Below are 20,140 nucleotides of genomic sequence, written 5' to 3'. Positions count from 1 at the left end.
AACGCTCGCGCGGCGAATCACCTGCAGCGGTGGCGCTAGCGCGCAGCCACCTCACGAGTCCTTTGAACATACATTCGTCGAACCACCTCCTTCCTTGTGTACAAACGAATCTAGTCACGAGTCAGCGGGTCGGCAACGGAATTTCTCGGTGGGCGGAAGTGGGGACCGAGTGGTCCACGAAATCGGCCTTCACCTGCGCTGATGCGTCGACTCGGACGATCACGCCGGCGCGATTGCCCGGCGGCAGTTGATGTGTGACGACGACCACAGTTCGATCTGGCTCGACCAATCCGCTGTCGATATCGAGCAAGTCGCACAGGAGTTTTGCGCCCGCCTCGGCTTCGAGGTGTTCGGTCGGTTCGTCGAGCAGCAACACTCGAGCCGGCGAGACGAGTGCTCGGGCGAGCAGGATGCGGCGGCGTTGCCCGCCGGAGACAGCGGCGGCGCCACCGACCAGGTCGGTGTGCACGCCCTCGGGCAGCGAGTCCAACCAGTCGCCGAGACCTACTGTGCGCAGAGCGGTTTCGGCTTCTTCCTCGGTGACGTCGCCGCGCGCGACGCGCAGGTTCTCCAGCACCGAGGTGCCGAACAGGTGGGCGTCTTCGGCGAAGAAGGTGGCGCCGGTTCGGGGTGAGTCGAACAAGCCTGCCCAATTCATCAGCAGCGTGGTCTTTCCAGCCCCGCTCGGTCCGACGACGGCGATCCGGCGGCCGACGGGGATCTCCGGAAGCTGTTGGGACAGTCGCACTTCGAGCGAATCATCGGCTGCGCGATTGCCGACGGTCCCCTCGCTGTTCGCACCAGTGCCGCCGTCGAGCCGGATCAGCCGATGCAAAGCAGCCCGAGCGGTGGTCAGCGACTGCGCCGCAGCCGGTAGTGGACCGACCGCCTCGAAGGCCGAAAGTGGCAGCAGGACAAGCACAGTGAGCGCCATCGGCGTCATCGCACCCGGTGCACCGCCGGACGGACCGTACAGGGTGATGCCGATCAGCAAGGCCCCCAGCACACTTGCGCCGATCGAGAGCGGAGTCGCCGCCGCCGACCATGCACTGCGGGCAGCCGCTTTGTCCTCCGCCACGACCGCTCGTCGAGTGGCCTCGGTAGCGGCCGCGAGTGCCGCGTCCAGCCGACCCGCGACGCGCAATTCGGCCGCGTGGTCGAGCACGGTGAGGGCCTGCGCGGTGAACTCCGCCCGGTCCGCGCGCACGGCCTGTTCCGCGTCGCGCGCGGCCTTTGCCGACAGCCAAGGGGCGAGAATCCCGGAAAGCGCCAGTGCCCCCGCCAGAATCGCGGCCGCACCCACCGAGATCGTGGCGAGCAGACCGATCGCGATCGCGGACAACACGACAGCGACCGCGACCGGAACGAACACTCGAACCACGACAGCGCCGAGATCGTCTATGTCGCTGCCGATTCGGACGAGCAGATCGCCGCGCCGCAGCGGCCCGATATCGCCGGACCGCCCCGCGGCCGACCGCCGACCCGACGGCCTGCGCAGCCAGAAGCCGGATCCGGCCAGCGTCCGATACACCGTGGTGCGCGCCGTCGCCATCGCCCGCAGCGCGACATCGTGGGTGGCCAGCCGTTCCAGATACCGAGCCAGTCCACGCGAAATCCCCAGTGCCCGAACCGTCACCACCGCGATACTCAAATCCAGCACCGGCGGCATCTGCCACGCCCGAGCAATCAACCACGCCGCCAGTGCAGCCAACCCGAGCCCACTGCCGAGCGCCAGCACGCCCCACCCGATCGCCACCGCAACCCGCCACCGAGACATGTCGAGCAGCCGCCACATTCGCCGCAGATCGCTGAGCAGCGTCGGATGGTCGGTTGTACGCCCAGTCGAATTGCCTATCGCGGTCATCGGATCGTCACCTCTGCCAGATCGTCGGCGGCTGCGCGCACCTGAATCACATGGTCGCCCGCGGCGAGAACCGTTGGGCGGTGGCCGATCACGATCACGGTGGCGCCGTCTCGGGCGCGCTGTCGGAGGGCCGCGAGGACCGCGGTTTCGCTCTCGGTGTCGAGGTGGGCGGTCGGCTCGTCGAGGAGCAGGATCGGGCGGTCGGCGGCCAAGACCCTGGTGAGTGCGAGTCGCTGGCGTTGGCCGAGGGACAGGCCGACGCCGCCGGGGCCGACCACGGTGTCCCAGCGGTCGGGCAACTCGTCCAGCACCGTGTCGAATCCGGTTGCCATGCAGGCGGCTTCGAGGTCGTCGATGACCCGGGTGGGTCCGTGGGCGGCCGGCGACTCGGCCGGTGCGCCGAACAGTTCCAGGTTCTCGCGCAATGTGCCCGGCACCAGGACCGGTCGCTGTGGCAGCCACGCCACGTGTGCCCACCATTCGTCCTGATCCAGGTCACGCAGGTCGATGCCGTCGATGGTCACCGCCCCGCGGTCCGGCCCGATCAGGCCGAGGATCGCCTGTGCCGCAGTCGACTTCCCGCTGCCGTTCGGTCCGGCGAGCACCGTCACCGCGCCGGGGCGCAGTTCGGCCGACAACCCTTCGGGTGCGAAGCCGTTGCGCGCCGCGACGGAGAGGTCGCGCAGCCGGACGACTCCGGCACAGCGCCACGGCTCGGCGGCCTCGCTGGTTCGGTCGCGGGAATCTGTTGATTCCGGCACGGATTCGAGGACGGCGAAGGCCTTGCCGGCGGCCGCCATCCCGTCCTGTGCGGCGTGGAACCGCTCCCCCACCATCCTCAGTGGCAGATACACCTCCGGAGCCAGCACGAGCGCAACCAGGCCCGCGTACAGGCTCATCTCGCCGTACACCAGCCGTAGGCCGATGGACACCGCGATCAGCGCCACACTCAACGTCGCGAGCAGCTCCAGCACCATCGAGGACAGGAACGCGATCCGCAGCGCCCGCATGGTCCGCTGCCGCAACGCATCGCCGAGGTCGCGCACGCGATGCGCCATGGTGCCGACATGCGTCGCCAGCGAATCATCTTCGCCCGGTGCGGAACTCCTGCCAGCACCACTGCCCCGTGCATGCGGAACCGATTCGCCTCGCTCCCGTCCGAGCGCCCGCAGCGTCGGCATCCCGGCGAACAGATCGAGCAGTTGATCCGACAGCCGAGTGGTGGCGGCCAGTGTCGCCTCGGCCCGCCCCTGGGTCAGCAGCCCGATCAGGATCATGAAGACCGGAATCAACGGCAACGTAATCACCACGATGAGCCCCGAGACCGGATCGTGGATCGCGATGACCGCCAACACGATCGGCGGCACCAGGACCGCGAGCAGCAGGGCGGGAACGTATCCGATCAGGTATCCGCGCAGCCCGGACAATCCGGTGCCCACCACGACCGCGAGTTCGGTTCTGCGGCTTTCGAGTTCCCGCGGTGGCAGCCGAGCCCCCGAGGTGAGCACGGCGGATTCGAGTTCCGCCACCACGCCCGCGCCGGCCCGATGCGCCAGCCGCGATTGCAGCCAGGTGGCAAGCACCCGGCAGGCGACGGCCAGCGCGAGTACCAGCAGTTCCGTTGTCCACGCGCCGAGCGTGCGCCGGCCGGGATCGGTGACGACCCCGGCCAGCACCCGGGCCAGCATGACCGCCGCGACCACGATCGATCCGGTGATCAGCACGGACAGTGCGACACTCAGCGCCAGGTAGCGGCGGGCCGAGCGGGCATACCGCCACAGGCGCGGATCGATCGGCGGGCGGGCCATAGCTCAGCCCTTCACGGGTCCCAGCGGCAAGCCGACCGGTGCGGGGATCTGGTCGACGGTGATCCGCTTGCGGAACACCCAGTACGTCCAGCCCTGGTAGACCAGCACGACCGGCGTGACGAGCACCGCCGCCCAGCTCATCACCTTCAGCGTGTACGGGGTGGACGACGCGTTGTGGATGGTCAGGTCGAACGCCGCGTCGATGGTGGAGGGCAACACATTCGGGAACAGCGACCCGAACAGCAGCGTGGTCGCCGCCGCCACCGTGACGGTGGTGCCGAGGAAGGCCCATCCGTCGCGGTCGGCGAACACCGAGACCGCGGCGGCGGCGAGCCCGATCACCGCGAGCGCCAACGGAATCCAGGTCCAGCCGGTGCCGTAGGCCAGTTGCGTCCAGAATCCGAATGCACCGACGACCACGACCGTCGGCACCAGCAGCAGCTTCGCCGTGCGCTGCGCGTCGTCGCGTACCTCGCCGCCGGTCTTCAGTCCGAGGAAGACGGCACCGTGCAGGGCGAACAGCAGCGCGGTGGTCAGCCCGCCGAGCAGGGCGTACGGGCCGAGCAGGTCCCACACCGAACCGGCGAACTGCTTCTTCTCGTTCAGCGGCACCCCGCGCACGATATTGGCGAAGACCCAGCCCCACGCGAGTGCCGGTATCCAGGAACCGATTCCGATGCCGAGGTCGCAGCGGGCCCGCCAGCGCGGGTCGTTGATCTTGCCGCGGTATTCGATAGCGCAGATGCGCAGGATCAGCGCGACGAGCAGCAACAGCAAGGCCAGATAGAAACCGGAGAACATGCTCGCGTACCACTCGGGGAACGCCGCGAACATGGCGCCACCGGCGGTGATCACCCACACCTCGTTGCCGTCCCAGACCGGGCCGATCGTGTTGAGCACCACCCGCCTTCGGGTATCGGAACCCCGCCCGAGGATCGGCATCAGCATCCCGACCCCGAAGTCGAAGCCCTCCAGCACGAAGTACCCGGTGAACAGCACCCCGATCAGCACGAACCAGAACTCTTGCAGACTCATCGTCGGCTCCTAGTAGGCGAACGAAAGTTGTTCGACGGCAGGCTCTTCGACGCGATGCCTACCTGGGCCGCCGGTGTCGTCGGGCCCGTCGGCGACCACCGGCGCCGGATCGGGTCCGTGGATCACGTAGCGCCGCATCAGGTAGAACCACACGACCGCCAGCGAGCCGTACAGCAGCGTGAAGACGATCAGCGAGAACAGCACCACGCCGGCCGAATGGTTCGAGACGCCCTGCTGCACCATCAGCCGCAGGTTCGGATCACCGGTCGGATTGGGCGCGACAACCCAAGGCTGGCGGCCCATTTCGGTGAACACCCAGCCCGCGCTGTTGGCCAGGAACGGCGTCGGAATCATCAGCAGGCTGAGCCAGGAGAACCAGCGCTGGTTCGGCACCCGGCCGCGGCGGGTCAGCCACAGCCCGGCCAGGGCCAGCAGGGCCGAGCCCGCCGCCAGGCCGATCATGGCGCGGAACGACCAGTAGGTGACGAACAGGTTCGGCCGGTAGTCGCCGACGCCGTACTTCTCGTTGTATTCCTTCTGCAGGTCGCCCACGCCGGGCAGGGTGACGCCGCTGAACTCGCCCTTGGCCAGGTACGGCAGCACCACCGGCACCTCGAGCACGTGCGTGACGCTGTCGCAGTTGTTGTGCGTGCCGACCGTCAGGATGGAGAAGTCGGGATCGGTTTCGGTGTGGCACAACGATTCCGCCGAGGCCATCTTCATCGGCTGCTGCTCGAACATCAGCTTGCCCTGGGTGTCACCGGTGAAGAACAGCCCGGCCAGCGACACCAGCATCACCCAGATGCCGACCAGCGCCACCGGCCGCCACATGGTGCGCGCCTCCGCCAACTGGGCGGCGTCCCCGCTGCGCGCCTTGCGCACCATCCACCAGCCCGCGATGCCCGCCACGAAAGTGCCTGCCGTGACCAAGGATCCGGCGACCACGTGCGGAAAGGCCGCCAGCAGTGTGTTGTTCGTGAGCACCGCGACGATGCTGTCGAGCTCGGCCCGTCCGGTCGCCGGGTTGAACCGCGCCCCGACCGGATGCTGCATGAACGAGTTCGCGGCGACGATGAAATACGCCGACGCGTTCACGCCGATCGCGACCATCCAAATCGTGGCCAGGTGCACGAGTTTCGGCAATCGGGACCAGCCGAAGATCCACAGCCCGAGGAAGGTCGACTCCATGAAGAAGGCGACCAGACCCTCCAGCGCGAGCGGCGCACCGAACACGTCACCGACGAAGCGCGAGTACTCGCTCCAGTTCATCCCGAACTGGAACTCCTGCACGATGCCGGTGGCCACACCGAGCGCGAAGTTGATCAGAAAAAGTTTGCCGAAGAACTTGGTCAGTCGAAGCCAGTGATCCTTACCGGTGATCACCCAGGCCGTCTGCATGGCGGCGACCAGCGGAGCGAGTCCAATAGTCAGCGGCACCAACAGGAAGTGGTAGACCGTCGTGATGCCGAACTGCCATCGAGAGATGTCCAGGGCGTTCATGACTGCGCCTCGCTGACGCTCAGCTCCGCCATGACCGCCCAGGCGGCTGCGCCTGTGGTTCGCTCGCTGCGCTCACTCACGGCCACGACCTCCTCGTCGTCTACGACATGACGTAGTAATACTACGTCGGAGGCGGTCCAGAACAATGAGTCCTACGCCACGACACACCGGCTCGATCGGCCGTCAGCTGCGGTTTTCCGAGCTCGCTCAGCCCCGGAGCCGTGCGAGTAGGACGCACATCACGCCGGCAGACTCCCCCGTCAGCGTCCCGGTGCGGGCAGTCACCGGTCGCCGCGAGCAAGTCACCAATCGCCGATAGCGCCCGCTCGCTCGATACCGCGATCAACCAGGTCGATGATTTCCTGCGCGTTGTCCGGTGCCGACATTCGCAGCCCGTCCAACGAATTCACCCGCGCCGCCAACGAGATGCTGGACATCATCCACACGCTGTCGCAGGTGAGCAGGTCGGCGGTGAACAGCGACTTGTAGACGCACTCCCACCCGGCCTTCTCCGCCTCGGCGAACAGCGCACGCTGGGTGACGCCCGGCAGCACACCGTTCTTCGCGGGCGGGGTGATCAGCTGCTTGTCCCGCGCGATCACCACCGAGGAGCGCGGGCCTTCCAGCACCCGGTTCTCGGTGCTGGTGAAGATCGCGTCGTCGGCGCCCATCCGCGCCGCGAACCGCAGCGCCGCCATGTTCGACGCATAGGACAGCGTCTTCGCGCCGAGCAGCTGCCACGGCGCGGCCTGCGCCAGGTCGATCGAGATGCCGCGGGACAGGGTCACCACCGAGACCCCCTCGGTGCGCGCCTTCTGCACCCGATCTGGCACCGGCAGCACGAGCACATACGCGGTGGGCACCGGAACGGCGGCGGCCAGATCGCCGCTCGTCACCTTCTCGGCCACGCCGGATAGCTCGCTGTCGCGGCCGCGGGTGAGCACCAGCCGCATCACGCCTTCGCGGTCGGTGCCCCACTCCTTAGCGGCCCGCTCGACGGCCTCGCGCCAGCGCCCGATCTCGGGCTCGGGCAGCTCGAGCGCCTGCGCGGAGCGGCGCAGCCTGCCTAGATGAAATTCGATCGCGCACGCGTTGCCCGCGCGCACCAGCACCGTTTCGAAAATACCGTCGCCACGCAATACGCCGATATCGTCCGCAAACAACAACGGCGCGTCCGCATCCCGGACCGCGCCGTCGAGAGAGACAAGAACCCGATCTACCATGCGTCGAGACTAGGCGGTGTTGCAATGTCTCGCCTAGGTCACGGCGGACTTCGCGGCATCTTTTACAACCTGCCCCTTCAGGTTCACTAACACGACTCGAGCGCAGCTTCACGAACGGCTCCCAGCGGCCTCGGGTCGGCGCGTTCGCTAGCGCTCCCAGCAGCCCCGGGTCCGGCACCCCGCGCCGACCCCGCCTACAGTGGAAACGTGTCCGTGGTCGTTGCGCCCAGCCCTATCCTCGCTGTTTCGGGAGCCGTCGCGGGAGCGCCGGGTTCCCCCGATGCCGCCGTGGCGTGGCACTACGGCGATCCGCTCGGTGAACAACGCGCCGCGATAGACCGCGCGGCAGTCATCGATCGGTCGCATCGCTTCGTCATCCAGATCACCGGCGCCGAGCGGCTGACCTGGCTGCACACCATCAGCAGCCAGCACATCGCCGCCTTGGGCGACGGGCAGTCGGCGGAGAACCTCGACCTCGACCTCAACGGCCGGGTGCTGAACCACTTCGTGCTCACCGAGCTGGACAGCACGGTCTGGATCGACACCGAGGGTGATCGCGGCCCCGCACTGCTGGACTTCCTGAAGAAGATGGTCTTCTGGGCCGACGCCCAACCGACCGAGGCCGACTACGCGGTCGTCAGCCTGCTCGGCGCGAAGGCCGCCGAGGTCATCGCGGCCGTCGGCGTCGCGACCCTGCCCGGCACCTACGAGGCGGTCGCGCTGCCCGGCGGCGGGTTCCTGCGCCGGATGCCGTGGCCGACCGCCGACTCCTTCGATCTGCTCATTCCCCGCGCCCGACTCGCCGAGTGGTGGACCCGCCTGACCGAGGCCGGTGCCGAACCCGCGGGCATGTGGACCTTCGAGGCGTTGCGGGTCGCCGCCGTGCGACCGCGGATCGGTCTGGACACCGACGACCGCACCATTCCGCACGAGGCCCGCTGGATCGGCGGGGTCGCCGAATTCGGCGCCGTGCATCTGGACAAGGGCTGCTACCGCGGTCAGGAGACCGTCGCGCGGGTGCACAACCTCGGCAAGCCGCCGCGGCACCTGGTGCTGCTGCACCTGGACGGTTCGGCCGACGAGCGCCCCGAGATCGGCGCGGACGTCACCGCGGGCGGCCGCGCGATCGGCCGCCTCGGCACCGTCATCGACCACTACGAACTCGGTCCGATCGCACTCGCGCTGATCAAACGCACCGTCCCCGCCGATACCGCGCTGACCGCCGGGCCGGCCGCCGCCGCCATCGACCCGGACTCGGTGCCCTCGGACGACGCGCCCCAGGCGGGCAGGCTCGCCGTCGATCGGCTCCGCGGACGCTGACCAGCGGCCATGCGCATCGAATACCGAAGGGGCACATGCCCCGCGTTCGGCGACGCACCCGCCACCCCCGAATTTCCGGCCATCGCCCGACTACGTGACGAGAGGAGTGACTCCGATGCGAACTGATGATTCCGGCCAGGTGCTGGCCGTGTGTGTGGTGCACGCCGAACTCGACGTCCCGGGCCGGGTCGGCAAGACCGCCATCGACAAACGCCCGATGCCGGGCCGGGTACCGGTGCGCGCGCTCGGCCTCGACGGCGATCACGTGTGCGACACCGCGCACCACGGCGGCGTGCACCAGGCCGTCTACGCCTTCGCCGACGAGGACGCCCGGCGCTGGGGCAGCGAGCTCGGCCGGGAGTTGCCCGTCGGCTGGTTCGGCGAGAATCTGCGCATCGCGGGCCTGCCGGTCAGCGACGCGGTGCTCGGCGCCCGCTGGGCCATCGGCGACACGCTGCTCGAGGTGAGCGCGCCGCGGGTACCGTGCGCCACCTTCCAGCACTGGAGCGGAGAAGCCCAGTGGGTCAAGCGATTCACCAGGCAGGGCGATACCGGCGCCTACCTGCGCGTGCTCATCGAAGGCACGATCGGCGCGGGTGACCCGGTGTCGGTGGTGCATGTCCCCGACCACGGCATCACCGTCCGCGACCTGTTCACGGGTGACGACCCGGACCTGCTCGCGATCCTGCTCGCCGACGAGCCGACCCTGTCCGACGACGCGCGCAGGCAGATCGAACGCCATGCCCGCAGGCACGCCAACGCCGACCGCGCCGCAGCCCGCCGCGCGGACGAACCAGCAAGTCAGGCCACGCGACGTGGCGCCGAACTCGATACGGGAGCGCAACTGTGAGTGTGGAACTGGTCGAAGTAGTCCGCTCCGGCTTTCGCGAGTGCGTGCACCGCGGCTCGGCCGTGATCCTCGACCCGACCGGCGAGCCGACGCTCGCCCTCGGCGAGGTGCATCTGCCGATCTTCCCCCGCTCGACCAACAAGCCGATGCAGGCGATCACCTTGCTGCGCCACGGATTCGAGCCGGTCGACGACGCCGAGCTGGCCATCGCGACCGCCTCGCACTACGGCGAGCCCGACCATGTCGCGCTGGTGCGCAGGCTGCTCGACCGCTTCGGCTTCGACGAGAAGTCGCTCGAATGCCCGCCGGATCTGCCGGTCGACGACAAGGCGCGCGCGGCCGTGCTTTCGGGTTCGCACGAACCGCGCCGCATCTACATGAACTGCTCGGGCAAGCACGCCGCGATGCTGGCGACCTGTGCGATCAACGGCTGGCCGGCCGAGGGCTATCTCGACGAGGCGCATCCGCTGCAGCAGGCGGTGATCGCCACCGTCGCCGACCTCACCGGCGAACCCGAGACCGATCTCGGCATCGATGGCTGTGGCCTGCCGATCATTCCGGTGTCGCTGGTGAACCTGGCCCGGGTGTTCGCCACCATGGCGACCGCCGATTCCGACGCGCCGGAGCGCCGCGTCGCCGACGCCATCCGGGCCCATCCGCGAGTGATTTCCGGCACCAACGCACCCGATCTGCTGACCATGCAGGCCACCCCCGGACTGGTCTGCAAGATCGGCGCGGACGGAGTGCACGCGGGCGCGCTGCCCGACGGAACGGCATTCGCATACAAGATCGAAGACGGCAGCGACCGTGCTCGAATCCCCCTGACGCTGGCTATTTTGCGCCGCATCGGCGTCGACTGGACCGACGCGCATACCGCGCTCGCGGCCCCCGCGGTGCTCGGCGGCGGGGCCAGGGTCGGCGTGATCCGGGCCATCCCCGGGGTGCTCTGACCGCACGGACCGAGGGCGACAAACGGGCAAACGGAACCACTTCGGAGGTTCTTCACCCACTCCTGGAAGCGGGACGGCCGGACACACGCTAAAGTGTCTGTCAGGAAGAGTATTAATTCGAACGGGGCCGCCAACCAAACCCCAGGCCGCCCCGCAGTGACGCGAGGGGGTCAGCCATGGGCCGTGGCCGGGCTAAGGCAAAGCAGACCAAAGTCGCACGCGAGCTGAAGTACAGCAGCCCGCCGAGCGACTTCGCGAGCCTTCAGCGCGAGCTTTCGGGTAGCCCCCACTCCCAACGGAGTGGTGTGCTGTCCGATGAGCACGACGCGGACAAGTCCTCTACCCAATTTGAAGAGGACGACTACGACGACTGGCGCCGCTGACTCGAAGCAACGTTCGAAAGGGGAGGTCAGCGTGCCTCCTCTTTCTCGCGTTGCCGCGCGTTGACGGATAACGCCGAAAAGCCTTACAACACACCAGCGTCCCGCATCTAAACGATGCGGGACGCTGGTTTGCGTTTGCGTACTGGTCTCAGAACCGCGGGTGTTCGCCCACCAGAACGGCTCGCAGGGCGTCGGAATCCTTGGCCTTCTTGACGGTGCCCAGGGTCCAGCACTCGATGTGCCGGGCGGTCAGCACGGCCAGGGCCCGGTCGACGTCCTCGGGGGCGACGATGGCGACCATGCCGACGCCCATGTTGAACGTCTTCTCCATCTCGACCCGCTCGACCCGGCCGCGCTGGGCGATCATCTTGAACACCGGCGCCGGGTTCCAGGTGCCGCGATCCAGCTCGGCCACCATGCCCGCGGGCAGTACCCGGCCCAGGTTGGCGGCCAGTCCGCCGCCGGTGACGTGCGCGAAGGTGCGCACATCGGTCTCGGCGATCAGCGCGAGGCAGTCCTTGGCGTAGATCCGGGTCGGCTCGAGCAGTTCCTCGCCGAGCGTGCGGCCGAACTCCTCGATGTGCCCGGTGAGCGACATCCGGTCGATGTCGAGCAGCACCTTGCGGGCCAGGCTGTAGCCGTTGGAGTGCAGGCCGGACGAGCCCATCGCGATGACCACGTCACCGGGACGCACCCGGTCCGGGCCGAGCACCGCGTCGGCCTCGACCACGCCGACACCGGTCGCGGACAGGTCGTAATCGTCGGGGTCCATCAGGCCGGGATGTTCGGCGGTCTCGCCGCCGAGCAGCGCGCAGCCGGCCCGCACACAGCCCTCGGCGATGCCGGAGACCAGTTCGGCGACCTTCTCCGGGACGACCTTGCCGATGGCGATGTAGTCCTGCAGGAACAGCGGCTCGGCGCCACACACGACGAGATCGTCGACGACCATGGCGACCAGGTCGAGGCCGACGGTGTCGTGCTTGTCCATCGCCTGTGCGACCGCGATCTTGGTGCCGACCCCGTCGGTGGACGCGGCGAGTAGTGGTTCGCGGTAGCCGCCCTTCAGCGCGAACAGCCCGGCGAACCCGCCGAGGCCGCCCTGAACCTCGGGTCGGCTCGCCTTCTTCGCCAATGGCCCGAACAACTCGACTGCGCGGTCACCTGCCTCGATATCCACGCCTGCCGCGGCGTAAGAGGCACCACCACTGGGGGTCTGTTCAGTCATTTTCGGGGAGAGCTCCAAACCGAATCGGCGGATAGATGCCTGCTCACGCTACCGGAACCCGATAACGACGTTGCAGCTGTCCCGCCGCTAATCCGCCTCTCCGGGTATTTTGCCGGTCGAAAGCGTCGCGGGACTTGACAACCGGACCGGCCGTAGGTTGCTCGTCGGGTTCTGGGCGTACCCGACGAGTTACCCATGTACTCACGAAATAACTTGTCGCGTCATCCGACCTGTGTCGCGAACAACGCCGCGGTCTCCGCGCGGCGTCTGCGCTGCTCCACCGGATCCGGCACCGGTACCGCGGCCACCAGGCGCTGCGTATACTCCTCGGTCGGCGCCCGCAGAATGCGATCACGATCACCCTGCTCGACCACCGCGCCGTTGCGCAGCACCACGATCCGGTCGGCCAGCTGGTCGACCACCGCGAGATCGTGGCTGATGAACAGGCAGGCCCAACCACATTCGCGTTGCAGCTGCCCGAACAGCTCCAGCACCGCCGCCTGCACGGAGACGTCGAGCGCGCTGGTCGGCTCGTCGGCGACCAGCAGATCCGGGTCGAGGACCAGGGCCCTGGCCAGGCTCGCGCGCTGACGCTGACCACCGGACAGCTCGTGCGGATACCGCCGCTCGGTGCCGGCGGGCAGTTGCACATCGTCGAGCAGTTTGCGCGCCCGCGCCTTGATCTCCGCCGCGCTGCCCATCTTGTGCACGAGCAGCGGCTCGGCCACGCACTCGCCGACGGTGAGCCGCGGATTCAGCGAGCTGGCCGGGTCCTGGAAGACGAACCCGAAGCGCCGCCGGATCGGCTTCATCTTGCGCCCGGACATGCCCGCGATGTCCTGCCCGCGGATCTTCACCACGCCCGAGGTCGGGCGTTGCAGCGCGGCGACGCAGCGGCCGATGGTCGACTTGCCCGAGCCGGATTCGCCGACCAGGCCGAGGGTTTCGCCGGGCCCGATGCAGAGATTCACATCGTCGACCGCGCGGAACGCGGGCCGCCCGAACGAACCGGGGAACTCGACGACAAGATCGCACACCTCGAGCACCGGCTCGGCGGTCGGCGCGATCTCTTCGGCCGGACCGTGCGCCAGCTGCTCGGTGCCGAGGTGTGGCACGGCCGCGAGCAGCGCCCTGGTGTAGTCCTCCTTGGGACTGGCGAACAGCTCGTCCACCGGAGCCTGCTCGACCACCTTGCCGTTGCGCATCACCACGACGCGGTCGGCCAGGTCGGCCACCACGCCCATGTTGTGCGTGATCAACACGATGGCACTGCCGATCCGGTCGCGCAGATCACGCAGCAGCTCCAGGATTTCCGCCTGCACCGTCACGTCGAGCGCCGTGGTCGGCTCGTCGGCGATGATCACCTTCGGCTCGCAGGCGATGGCGATGGCGATCACCACGCGCTGCTTCTGGCCGCCGGAGAGCTGGTGCGGGTAGTAGTCCACCCGATGCTCCGGGTCGGGCAGGCCGACCATGCGCAGGAGTTCTACCGCCCGCGCCTTCGCGTCCTTCTTGCTCATCTTCGAATGCGCGCGCAGCGCCTCGCCGATCTGGAAGCCGACGGTGAACAGCGGGTCGAGCGCGAGGCCCGGCTCCTGGAACACCATCGAGATGGCGCCGCCACGCAGCGCGGTGAGCTGCCGCTCGTTCATCGAGGTGATGGCCTCGGTGCCGAGGGTGACCAGCCCGCGCACCCGCGCGGTCAGCGGCAGCAGGCCCATCGCGGTGCGCGAACTCACGGACTTGCCGGAGCCGGACTCGCCGACGATGGCGAGCACCTCACCGGGGAACACCTCGTAGGAGACGTCGGTGACCGCGTAGACGGGTCCGGCGTCGGTGGCGAAGGTGACCGACAGCGATTCGATGGACAGCGCCGGTTTGCTGCGGTCGGTGACCACTGGTGCGTTACTCATGGTGTCTCCTTCCCGGCGGTGCGGTCCTTGACCAGATCGACGTCGTCGCCAACGGCTTTCGCGCCGTCGGTCTCGACTTCGGCTGTGTCGCTCGTACTTTCGAGTTCGTTCGGGTCGGCGACCTCGACGCCCGCGACGGTGATCGCATCGCCCGGCGCCGCGGCGACCGCCCGGCGGGTACGCAGCACCGGGTTGAGCACCTCGTTGAGGCTCTCACCCACCAGCGTCATGCCGAGCACCACCAGCACGATGGCGACACCGGGGAAGATGCCGGTCCACCAAATGCCGTTGGAGACATCGGACAACGCCTTGTTCAGGTCGTAGCCCCACTCGGCGGCCTGGGTCGGCTCGATGCCGAACCCGAGGAAGCCGAGCCCGGCGAGGGTCAGGATGGCCTCGGACCCGTTGAGGGTGACGATCACCGGCAGCGACTGGGTGACGTTGGCGAAGATGTGCCGGAACAGGATTCGCGCGGTGGACGCGCCGGTGACCCGGGCGGCATCCACGTACGGCTCGTTCTTCACCGAGACGGTCGCGTTGCGCACCACCCGGAAGTATTGCGGCACAAAGACGGCCGTGATGGCCACCGCCGCGGAGAGCACGCCGCCCAGGCTGGTGGACCGGCCGCCCGCGACCACGATGGACACCACGATCGCCAGCAGCAGCGTGGGGAAGGCGTACATCGCGTCCATGAACAGCACCAGCACCCGGTCGAACCAGCGACCCAGGTAGCCGGACAGCAGGCCGAGCGGCACGCCGACGAACAGCGAGAGCACCAGCGAGATCACGATGACGAACAGCGCGGTGCGCGCGCCCCAGATCACCCGGGAGAACACGTCCTCGCCGCGCACCGAGGTACCGAACCAGTGGTCGGCCGACGGTGCCTGCTGGCGCACGAAATCGACGCCGTCGGCGGCGCTTTGCGCGAAACCGTAGGGCGCGAGCAGCGGCGCGAAGATCGCCGCGAGGGCGAACAGCGCGACCAGGCTCAAACCCAGGATCAGGGTCGCCCGCTGCAATCCGGCGGTCATCGAGAACAGCCGCAGGCCGGGTATGCCGCGCTTCGCCGACGGGGGTACCACCGGCGTGGTCACGGGCTCGTTCAACAATTCCGGTGCGGTCATCAGAACCTCACCCTCGGGTCGATCAGTGCCACCAGGGCATCCACCAGGAAGCTCATCAGCGCGACGAAGATCGCGATGAACGCGACGATGCCCTGCACCGCGACGAAGTCACGGGCCGAGAAATACTGGGCGAGCTGATAGCCCAGGCCCTTCCACTCGAAGGTGGTCTCGGTGAGCACCGCGCCGCCGAGCATCATGGCGATCTGCATGCCCATCACGGTGACGATCGGAATCATCGCGTTGCGGAACGCGTGTCGTCCGGTGACCACCCGCTGGGACAGCCCGCGAGCCCGCGCGGCGTCCACGTAATCCGAACGCAGCGTCTGGATCAGGTTGATCCGCACCAGCCGCAGGAAGATGCCCGCGGTGAGCAGCCCGAGCGCGATCGCAGGCAGCACAGCGTGTTTCAGCACATCGACGATGTAACCGGTGTCGCCGTAGAGGAATCCGTCGATCAACATGACGTTGGTCTTCGGCGAGACATGCTGCAGTGCCAGTTCGACATTGGTGCTGGCCCGGCCCGCCACCGGCAGCCAGCCCAGCTTCACCGCGAAGACCAGCTTGAGCAGCAGGCCGACGAAGAACACCGGCGCCGCGTAGGCCAGGATCGCGAACAACCGAAGGCCGGTGTCCGACAGCGAATCCCGGTGCGTCGCCGCGTACCTGCCCAGCGGAATGCCGATCGCGAAGGCCACGATGAGCGCCCAGAACATCAGCTCCGCCGACGCGGCACCGTAGGTGGTGATCACGTCGCTGATCTGCCGGTTGTCCTGTGATTTACCGAAATCGCCGCGCAGCAGGCCGGAGATGTAGTCCCAGTACTGGGACAGGATCGGCCGGTTCAGTCCCGCCGCCGTTTTGCGAATCTCGATCTGCTCCTGGGTCATTCGCCCACCCATGGCCGCACTGATCGGGTCGCCCGCCACGCGCATCAGGAAGAACACGACGGTGGCCAGGATCCAGGCGGTCACCGGGATCAGCAGCAGTCGCACGCCCAGATAGCGCAGCAGTGCGAGCTGACGCGAATCGCCGCCGCCCTTCCGTAGTCCTGGCACGCCGAAGCGCCGGGCCCGGGCCGGCGCTGGCTTCGTTTCTGGAGCAGCTATCGTCCCGGGCCCGGCTTCGCCGGATGTCACTTGCTCAGCACCGTGTAACGGAACTTGAAGGACGCGTCGAGAGTCTGGTCAACGCCCTGCACGTTCTTGCCGGAGACGGCGATCTGCTTGCCGGACAACAGCGGAAGGATCGGCACGAAGTTCTGTGCCAGGTCCGTCTGCAGGCCCTTGAGGATCTGGAGCCGCTTGTCCTTGTCGGTCGTGGTGGTCTCCGCGAGCAGCTGGGCGGTGATGCCCGGGTTCTCGAAGTGCGACTGCAGGAAGTTGTTCGGCGCGAAGAACGGGGTCAGGTAGTTGTCCGGGTCCGGAAAGTCCGGGAACCAGCCGAATTGGTAGAGCGGGTACGAGTCGCGGGCGCGCTCACGCTGGTAACTCACCCATTCGGTGGACTGCAGGTTCACCCGGAACAGGCCGCTGGCCTCGAGCTGCGACTTGATCGCCGCGTATTCCTCGGAGCTGCTCGAACCGTAGTGGTCGGGGTTGTACTGCAGGTTCAGCTCGACCGGGGTCGCGACGCCGGCGTCGGCGAGGAACTTCGTCGCCTTGTCCTTGCTCGGGCCCGCGCCGTAGATGTCCTTGTACGGCTCGGACGCGCTCAGCACGCCTTGCGGCACCGACGAATACGCGGGCGTGTAGGTGCCCTTGTAGACGCCTTCGGCCAGCGCGGCGCGGTCGACGGTGGACGCGAGCGCCTTGCGCACGGCCAGCTTCTGCTCCGGCGTGCCGCCCGGCATGGTGTTCATGTTGAACACGATGTAGCGCAGTTCACCGCCGGGGCCCTCGTGCACCGCGACCTTGCTGTCGCCGCGCAGCGAGCCGATGTCGGTCGGCGTGAAGGAGCGGTAGCCGACGTCGAGCGACCCGTTCTGCAGGTCGAGCTTCATGTTGTCGGTGGTCGCGTAGTACTTGGTCGACACCGTCTTGGTCTTCGGCGTGCCGAGGACCCCGTTGTAGTCCGGGTTCGCCGTGTATTCGACCAGCTTGTTCTTGTCGTAGCTGGCGATGGTGTACGGGCCGGAGTAGCCCTTGTTCTTCACCACGTCCTCGTCGGCCATCACCTTGTCCGGCGCGTAGACCTTCTCGTCGACGATCGGGCCGGCCTGGGTCGGCAGGATCGCCGGGAAGGTCTGGTCGTTGGCGACCTTCAGGGTGAAGTTGACCGTGCGGTCGTCCGGCGCGTCGGTCTTCTCCAGGTTGCCGAGCAGCGAGGCGGGACCGTTCGGGTCGTTGATCTTGAGCATCCGGTCGAACGAGAACTTCACGCTCTTGGCGGTCAACGGGTTGCCGTTGGCGAACTTCAGGCCCGCCTTCATGGTGCAGCTGTACACCGTGGGGGAGGTGAAGTCGCACTTCTCCGCAGCGTCCGGCTTCGGCGTGGTGTCGCCGGGCGCGGTGTTGAGCACGTACTGGTAAAACTGCGTTTCCGCGACCAGGGAGCCGTTGTCGTAGGCGGCCGCCGGGTCGAGCGAGAAGATTTTGTCTGTGGTGCCGGCTACCAAGCCACCACCGCCACCAGCATCACCGGTCCGGCCGGAACCGCAGCCGGCCAAGGCAGACGCAACCAGCGTCGCCAGGCCGACGGCCGCGATGGTTCGCGTCCGGGTCCGGCCCCCAGGTGTTCTAGAAACCAACATCAGGGCCCCACTTCTCGAGCGTCGCACCGCGTTGTCCTGGATCGCAGGACTGGTGCGGACGCAATGAACTTCCGATCTGACGGGCACCGTACCCACGAACCATTTCCGGCACGTTGCGTTTTCACAGAAAAAATTGCCGGGGTGTTAGCCCGCGTTGCGCATAGCGCACCGCACGGGCCAGATCACCGGACGAATGTCCAGGAACGTGCTACATCGGCGATTTCGATGTCTCGAAGACGTCACGGCGCACCAGCGGACAAAATCGGTCGGGCACTCGCGACGCGCGTGATCGACCCGCCGTGCGCACGCCATGTTTTGGGCATGGCTCATGGCACTGACCGGTGGTCACCGAGGAGAGAAAAAGCGGTCGAAATCGAGACAGCGATGTGCTCGAAAACGCGACGGCGATGTGCTGGGAATCGCGACAGCGATGTGTCGGGATTACCGGCATAAGACGGGCGGCAGCACGACCGCCCGCTGGATCACGGACGACTCAGCGCGCTCGCATTCGCGTTCTCGCCCAACAGCAAGGACTCCGGCTGCCCGCTGAGCATGCCCTCGAGCACGTTCTTGCCGATGGCCGCCTCGGAGGGCAGCTCGATCGGATAGGTGCCGTCGAAGCAGGCGCAGCACAGCCGCGAGCGCGGCTGTTCGGTGGCGGCGATCATGCCCTCGGTGGAGATGTAGCCGAGGGTGTCGGCGCCGATCGAGCGGCGCACGCCCTCCACCATCTCCTCGAAGCTGCCTTCCGCCCCGGATCCGTTGGCGATCAGCTCGGCCGGCGAGGCGAAGTCGATGCCGTAGAAGCAGGGCCACTTCACCGGCGGCGAGGCGATCCGGACGTGGATCTCCAGCGCACCGGCCTCGCGCAGCATCCGGATGAGCGCGCGCTGGGTGTTGCCGCGCACGATCGAGTCGTCCACCACGATGAGCCGCTTGCCGCGGATGACCTCGCGCAGCGGGTTGAGCTTGAGCCGGATGCCCAGCTGGCGGATGGTCTGGCTCGGCTGGATGAAGGTGCGCCCGACGTAGGCGTTCTTCATCAGGCCCTGGCCGTAGGGCACGCCGGAGCCTTGCGCGTAGCCGACGGCGGCCGGGGTGCCCGATTCCGGCACCGGGATAACCAGATCCGCGTCGACCGGATGTTCCTTGGCCAGCAGGCGGCCGATCTCCACCCGGGTGGCATGCACCGAGCGGCCGGAGATGGTGCTGTCCGGCCTGGCCAGGTAGACGAATTCGAAGACGCAGCCCTTGGGCTCGGGGTTGGCGAAGCGCATCGAGCGCACGCCGTCGGCATCGATCGCCAGCAGTTCGCCGGGCTCGATCTCCCGGACGAACGCGGCGCCGACGATATCCAGTGCTGCGGTTTCGCTGGCAACAACCCAGCCGCGGTCCAGCCTGCCGAGGCACAGCGGGCGCACCCCGTGCGGGTCACGCGCGGCGTAGAGGGTGTGCTCGTCCATGAAGGTCAGGCAGAACGCGCCCCGCAAGGTCGGCAGCAGCTCCATCGCCGCCTGCTCGATGCTGGAGTCGGCGGAGGCGTGCGCCAGCAGCGCGGTGATCACGTCGGAGTCGGAGGTCGCGGCGATCGGCTGCGGGCGGCCGTTGGCCACCGTCGCGCCGATCAGCCCGAATTCCCTTGCCCGTCCCGCCAATTCGGCGGTGTTGACCAGATTGCCGTTGTGGCCCAAGGCAAGTCCGGAGCCGACCGAGGTGGTCCGGAAGATGGGCTGGGCATTTTCCCAGGTCACGCCGCCGGTGGTGGAGTAGCGGCAGTGGCCGACGGCGATGTGGCCCGGCATGGCCGCGAGGGTCTGTTCGTCGAATACCTGACTGACCAGGCCGAGATCCTTGAAGACCAGAATCTGTGAACCGTCGGATACCGCGATGCCCGCCGCCTCCTGCCCGCGGTGTTGCAGCGCGTACAAGCCGTAGTACGTGAGCTTCGCCACGTCCTCGCTCGGCGCCCAGACTCCGAACACGCCACACTCTTCGCGTGGCTCGTTCTCGACCTGATCGGGGGTGGCGGAAAGAGCGTCAACCGGCAGTTCGGCCTTGGTCACCGTTTGCTCCCTGTTCGGGCGGGCTGGGGGCACGGTCCAGTCTACGGGTGAATGTTCGATAACGATCACCCCCACCGCTTACGAGCAGCAATCGGCGTGGCGCGCGGGCCGGGGAATTCGGACTCGGCAGCTG

Annotated in this window: 14 protein-coding genes and 1 pseudogene; 4 read left to right on the top strand and 11 right to left on the bottom strand. The window is 67.8% G+C overall.

Features of this window, described 5'->3' with window-relative positions; translation table 11 throughout:
- Positions 1-121: 121 nt before the first annotated feature.
- The 5 genes from cydC to ACFWF1_RS21150 form a co-directional block, all read right to left on the bottom strand.
- Complete coding sequence (gene cydC / locus ACFWF1_RS21170; protein WP_379282149.1) at positions 122-1,864, bottom strand: thiol reductant ABC exporter subunit CydC; 1,743 nt, start codon at positions 1,862-1,864, stop codon at positions 122-124.
- Positions 1,861-3,672 carry an ABC transporter ATP-binding protein/permease gene (locus ACFWF1_RS21165; protein ID WP_379282148.1) on the bottom strand — a complete coding sequence of 604 codons (1,812 nt, stop codon included), beginning with the start codon at positions 3,670-3,672 and terminating at the stop codon, positions 1,861-1,863. Before ACFWF1_RS21165 ends, cydC begins: the two co-directional genes overlap by 4 nt.
- Before the next feature lie 3 nt (positions 3,673-3,675).
- Complete coding sequence (cydB, locus tag ACFWF1_RS21160; RefSeq protein ID WP_379282147.1) at positions 3,676-4,707, bottom strand: cytochrome d ubiquinol oxidase subunit II; 1,032 nt, start codon at positions 4,705-4,707, stop codon at positions 3,676-3,678.
- Between the two features lie 9 nt (positions 4,708-4,716).
- Positions 4,717-6,207, bottom strand: a complete 1,491-nt coding sequence (locus tag ACFWF1_RS21155; RefSeq protein WP_379282146.1) for a cytochrome ubiquinol oxidase subunit I — start codon at positions 6,205-6,207, stop codon at positions 4,717-4,719.
- Between the two features lie 302 nt (positions 6,208-6,509).
- The gene (locus tag ACFWF1_RS21150) at positions 6,510-7,430 is read right to left on the bottom strand and encodes an aminodeoxychorismate lyase (RefSeq protein ID WP_379282145.1); all 921 of its coding nucleotides are present in this window, start codon (positions 7,428-7,430) and stop codon (positions 6,510-6,512) included.
- A gap of 207 nt (positions 7,431-7,637) precedes the next feature.
- On the opposite strand from ACFWF1_RS21150, the gene ACFWF1_RS21145 reads away from it, so the two are divergent.
- The 4 genes from ACFWF1_RS21145 (at position 7,638) to ACFWF1_RS21130 (ending at position 10,933) form a co-directional block, all read left to right on the top strand.
- Complete coding sequence (locus tag ACFWF1_RS21145) at positions 7,638-8,750, top strand: YgfZ/GcvT domain-containing protein (protein WP_379282143.1); 1,113 nt, start codon at positions 7,638-7,640, stop codon at positions 8,748-8,750.
- Positions 8,751-8,865: 115 nt separating this feature from the next.
- A complete protein-coding gene (locus ACFWF1_RS21140; RefSeq protein WP_379282142.1) occupies positions 8,866-9,600 on the top strand; it encodes an MOSC domain-containing protein in 735 nt (244 codons plus the stop codon).
- Positions 9,597-10,550, top strand: coding sequence for an asparaginase (locus ACFWF1_RS21135; RefSeq protein ID WP_379282140.1), 954 nt, complete (start codon positions 9,597-9,599; stop codon positions 10,548-10,550). The genes ACFWF1_RS21140 and ACFWF1_RS21135 overlap by 4 nt, the downstream gene beginning before the upstream one ends.
- A 176-nt stretch (positions 10,551-10,726) precedes the next feature.
- Positions 10,727-10,933 (top strand): DUF3073 domain-containing protein, encoded by a 207-nt coding sequence (locus ACFWF1_RS21130; protein ID WP_357379521.1) that lies wholly within the window; start codon positions 10,727-10,729, stop codon positions 10,931-10,933.
- A gap of 148 nt (positions 10,934-11,081) precedes the next feature.
- On the opposite strand, the gene purM is transcribed toward ACFWF1_RS21130, so the two are convergent.
- The 6 genes and pseudogenes from purM to purF all read right to left on the bottom strand — a co-directional run bounded on the left by purM (position 11,082) and on the right by purF (position 20,007).
- Positions 11,082-12,158, bottom strand: coding sequence for a phosphoribosylformylglycinamidine cyclo-ligase (gene purM / locus ACFWF1_RS21125; RefSeq protein ID WP_150403869.1), 1,077 nt, complete (start codon positions 12,156-12,158; stop codon positions 11,082-11,084).
- Positions 12,159-12,379: 221 nt separating this feature from the next.
- Positions 12,380-14,071: an ABC transporter ATP-binding protein gene (locus ACFWF1_RS21120; RefSeq protein WP_379282138.1), complete on the bottom strand. Its 1,692-nt coding sequence runs from the start codon at positions 14,069-14,071 to the stop codon at positions 12,380-12,382.
- Between the two features lie 170 nt (positions 14,072-14,241).
- Positions 14,242-15,165: pseudogene (locus ACFWF1_RS21115) on the bottom strand (ABC transporter permease); the annotation flags it as partial.
- Positions 15,166-15,194: 29 nt separating this feature from the next.
- Complete coding sequence (locus ACFWF1_RS21110; protein ID WP_379282331.1) at positions 15,195-16,205, bottom strand: ABC transporter permease; 1,011 nt, start codon at positions 16,203-16,205, stop codon at positions 15,195-15,197.
- Between the two features lie 122 nt (positions 16,206-16,327).
- Positions 16,328-17,944 (bottom strand): ABC transporter substrate-binding protein, encoded by a 1,617-nt coding sequence (locus ACFWF1_RS21105; protein WP_379282137.1) that lies wholly within the window; start codon positions 17,942-17,944, stop codon positions 16,328-16,330.
- A 482-nt stretch (positions 17,945-18,426) separates the two neighbouring features.
- On the bottom strand, positions 18,427-20,007 hold the full coding sequence (purF, locus tag ACFWF1_RS21100) for an amidophosphoribosyltransferase (protein ID WP_379282136.1): 1,581 nt from the start codon (positions 20,005-20,007) through the stop codon (positions 18,427-18,429).
- Positions 20,008-20,140: the final 133 nt, after the last annotated feature.

Source organism: Nocardia sp. NPDC060255, from assembly GCF_042727395.1.
GTDB lineage: Bacteria > Actinomycetota > Actinomycetes > Mycobacteriales > Mycobacteriaceae > Nocardia.
This window is presented reverse-complemented; position numbering and strand designations above follow the sequence as displayed.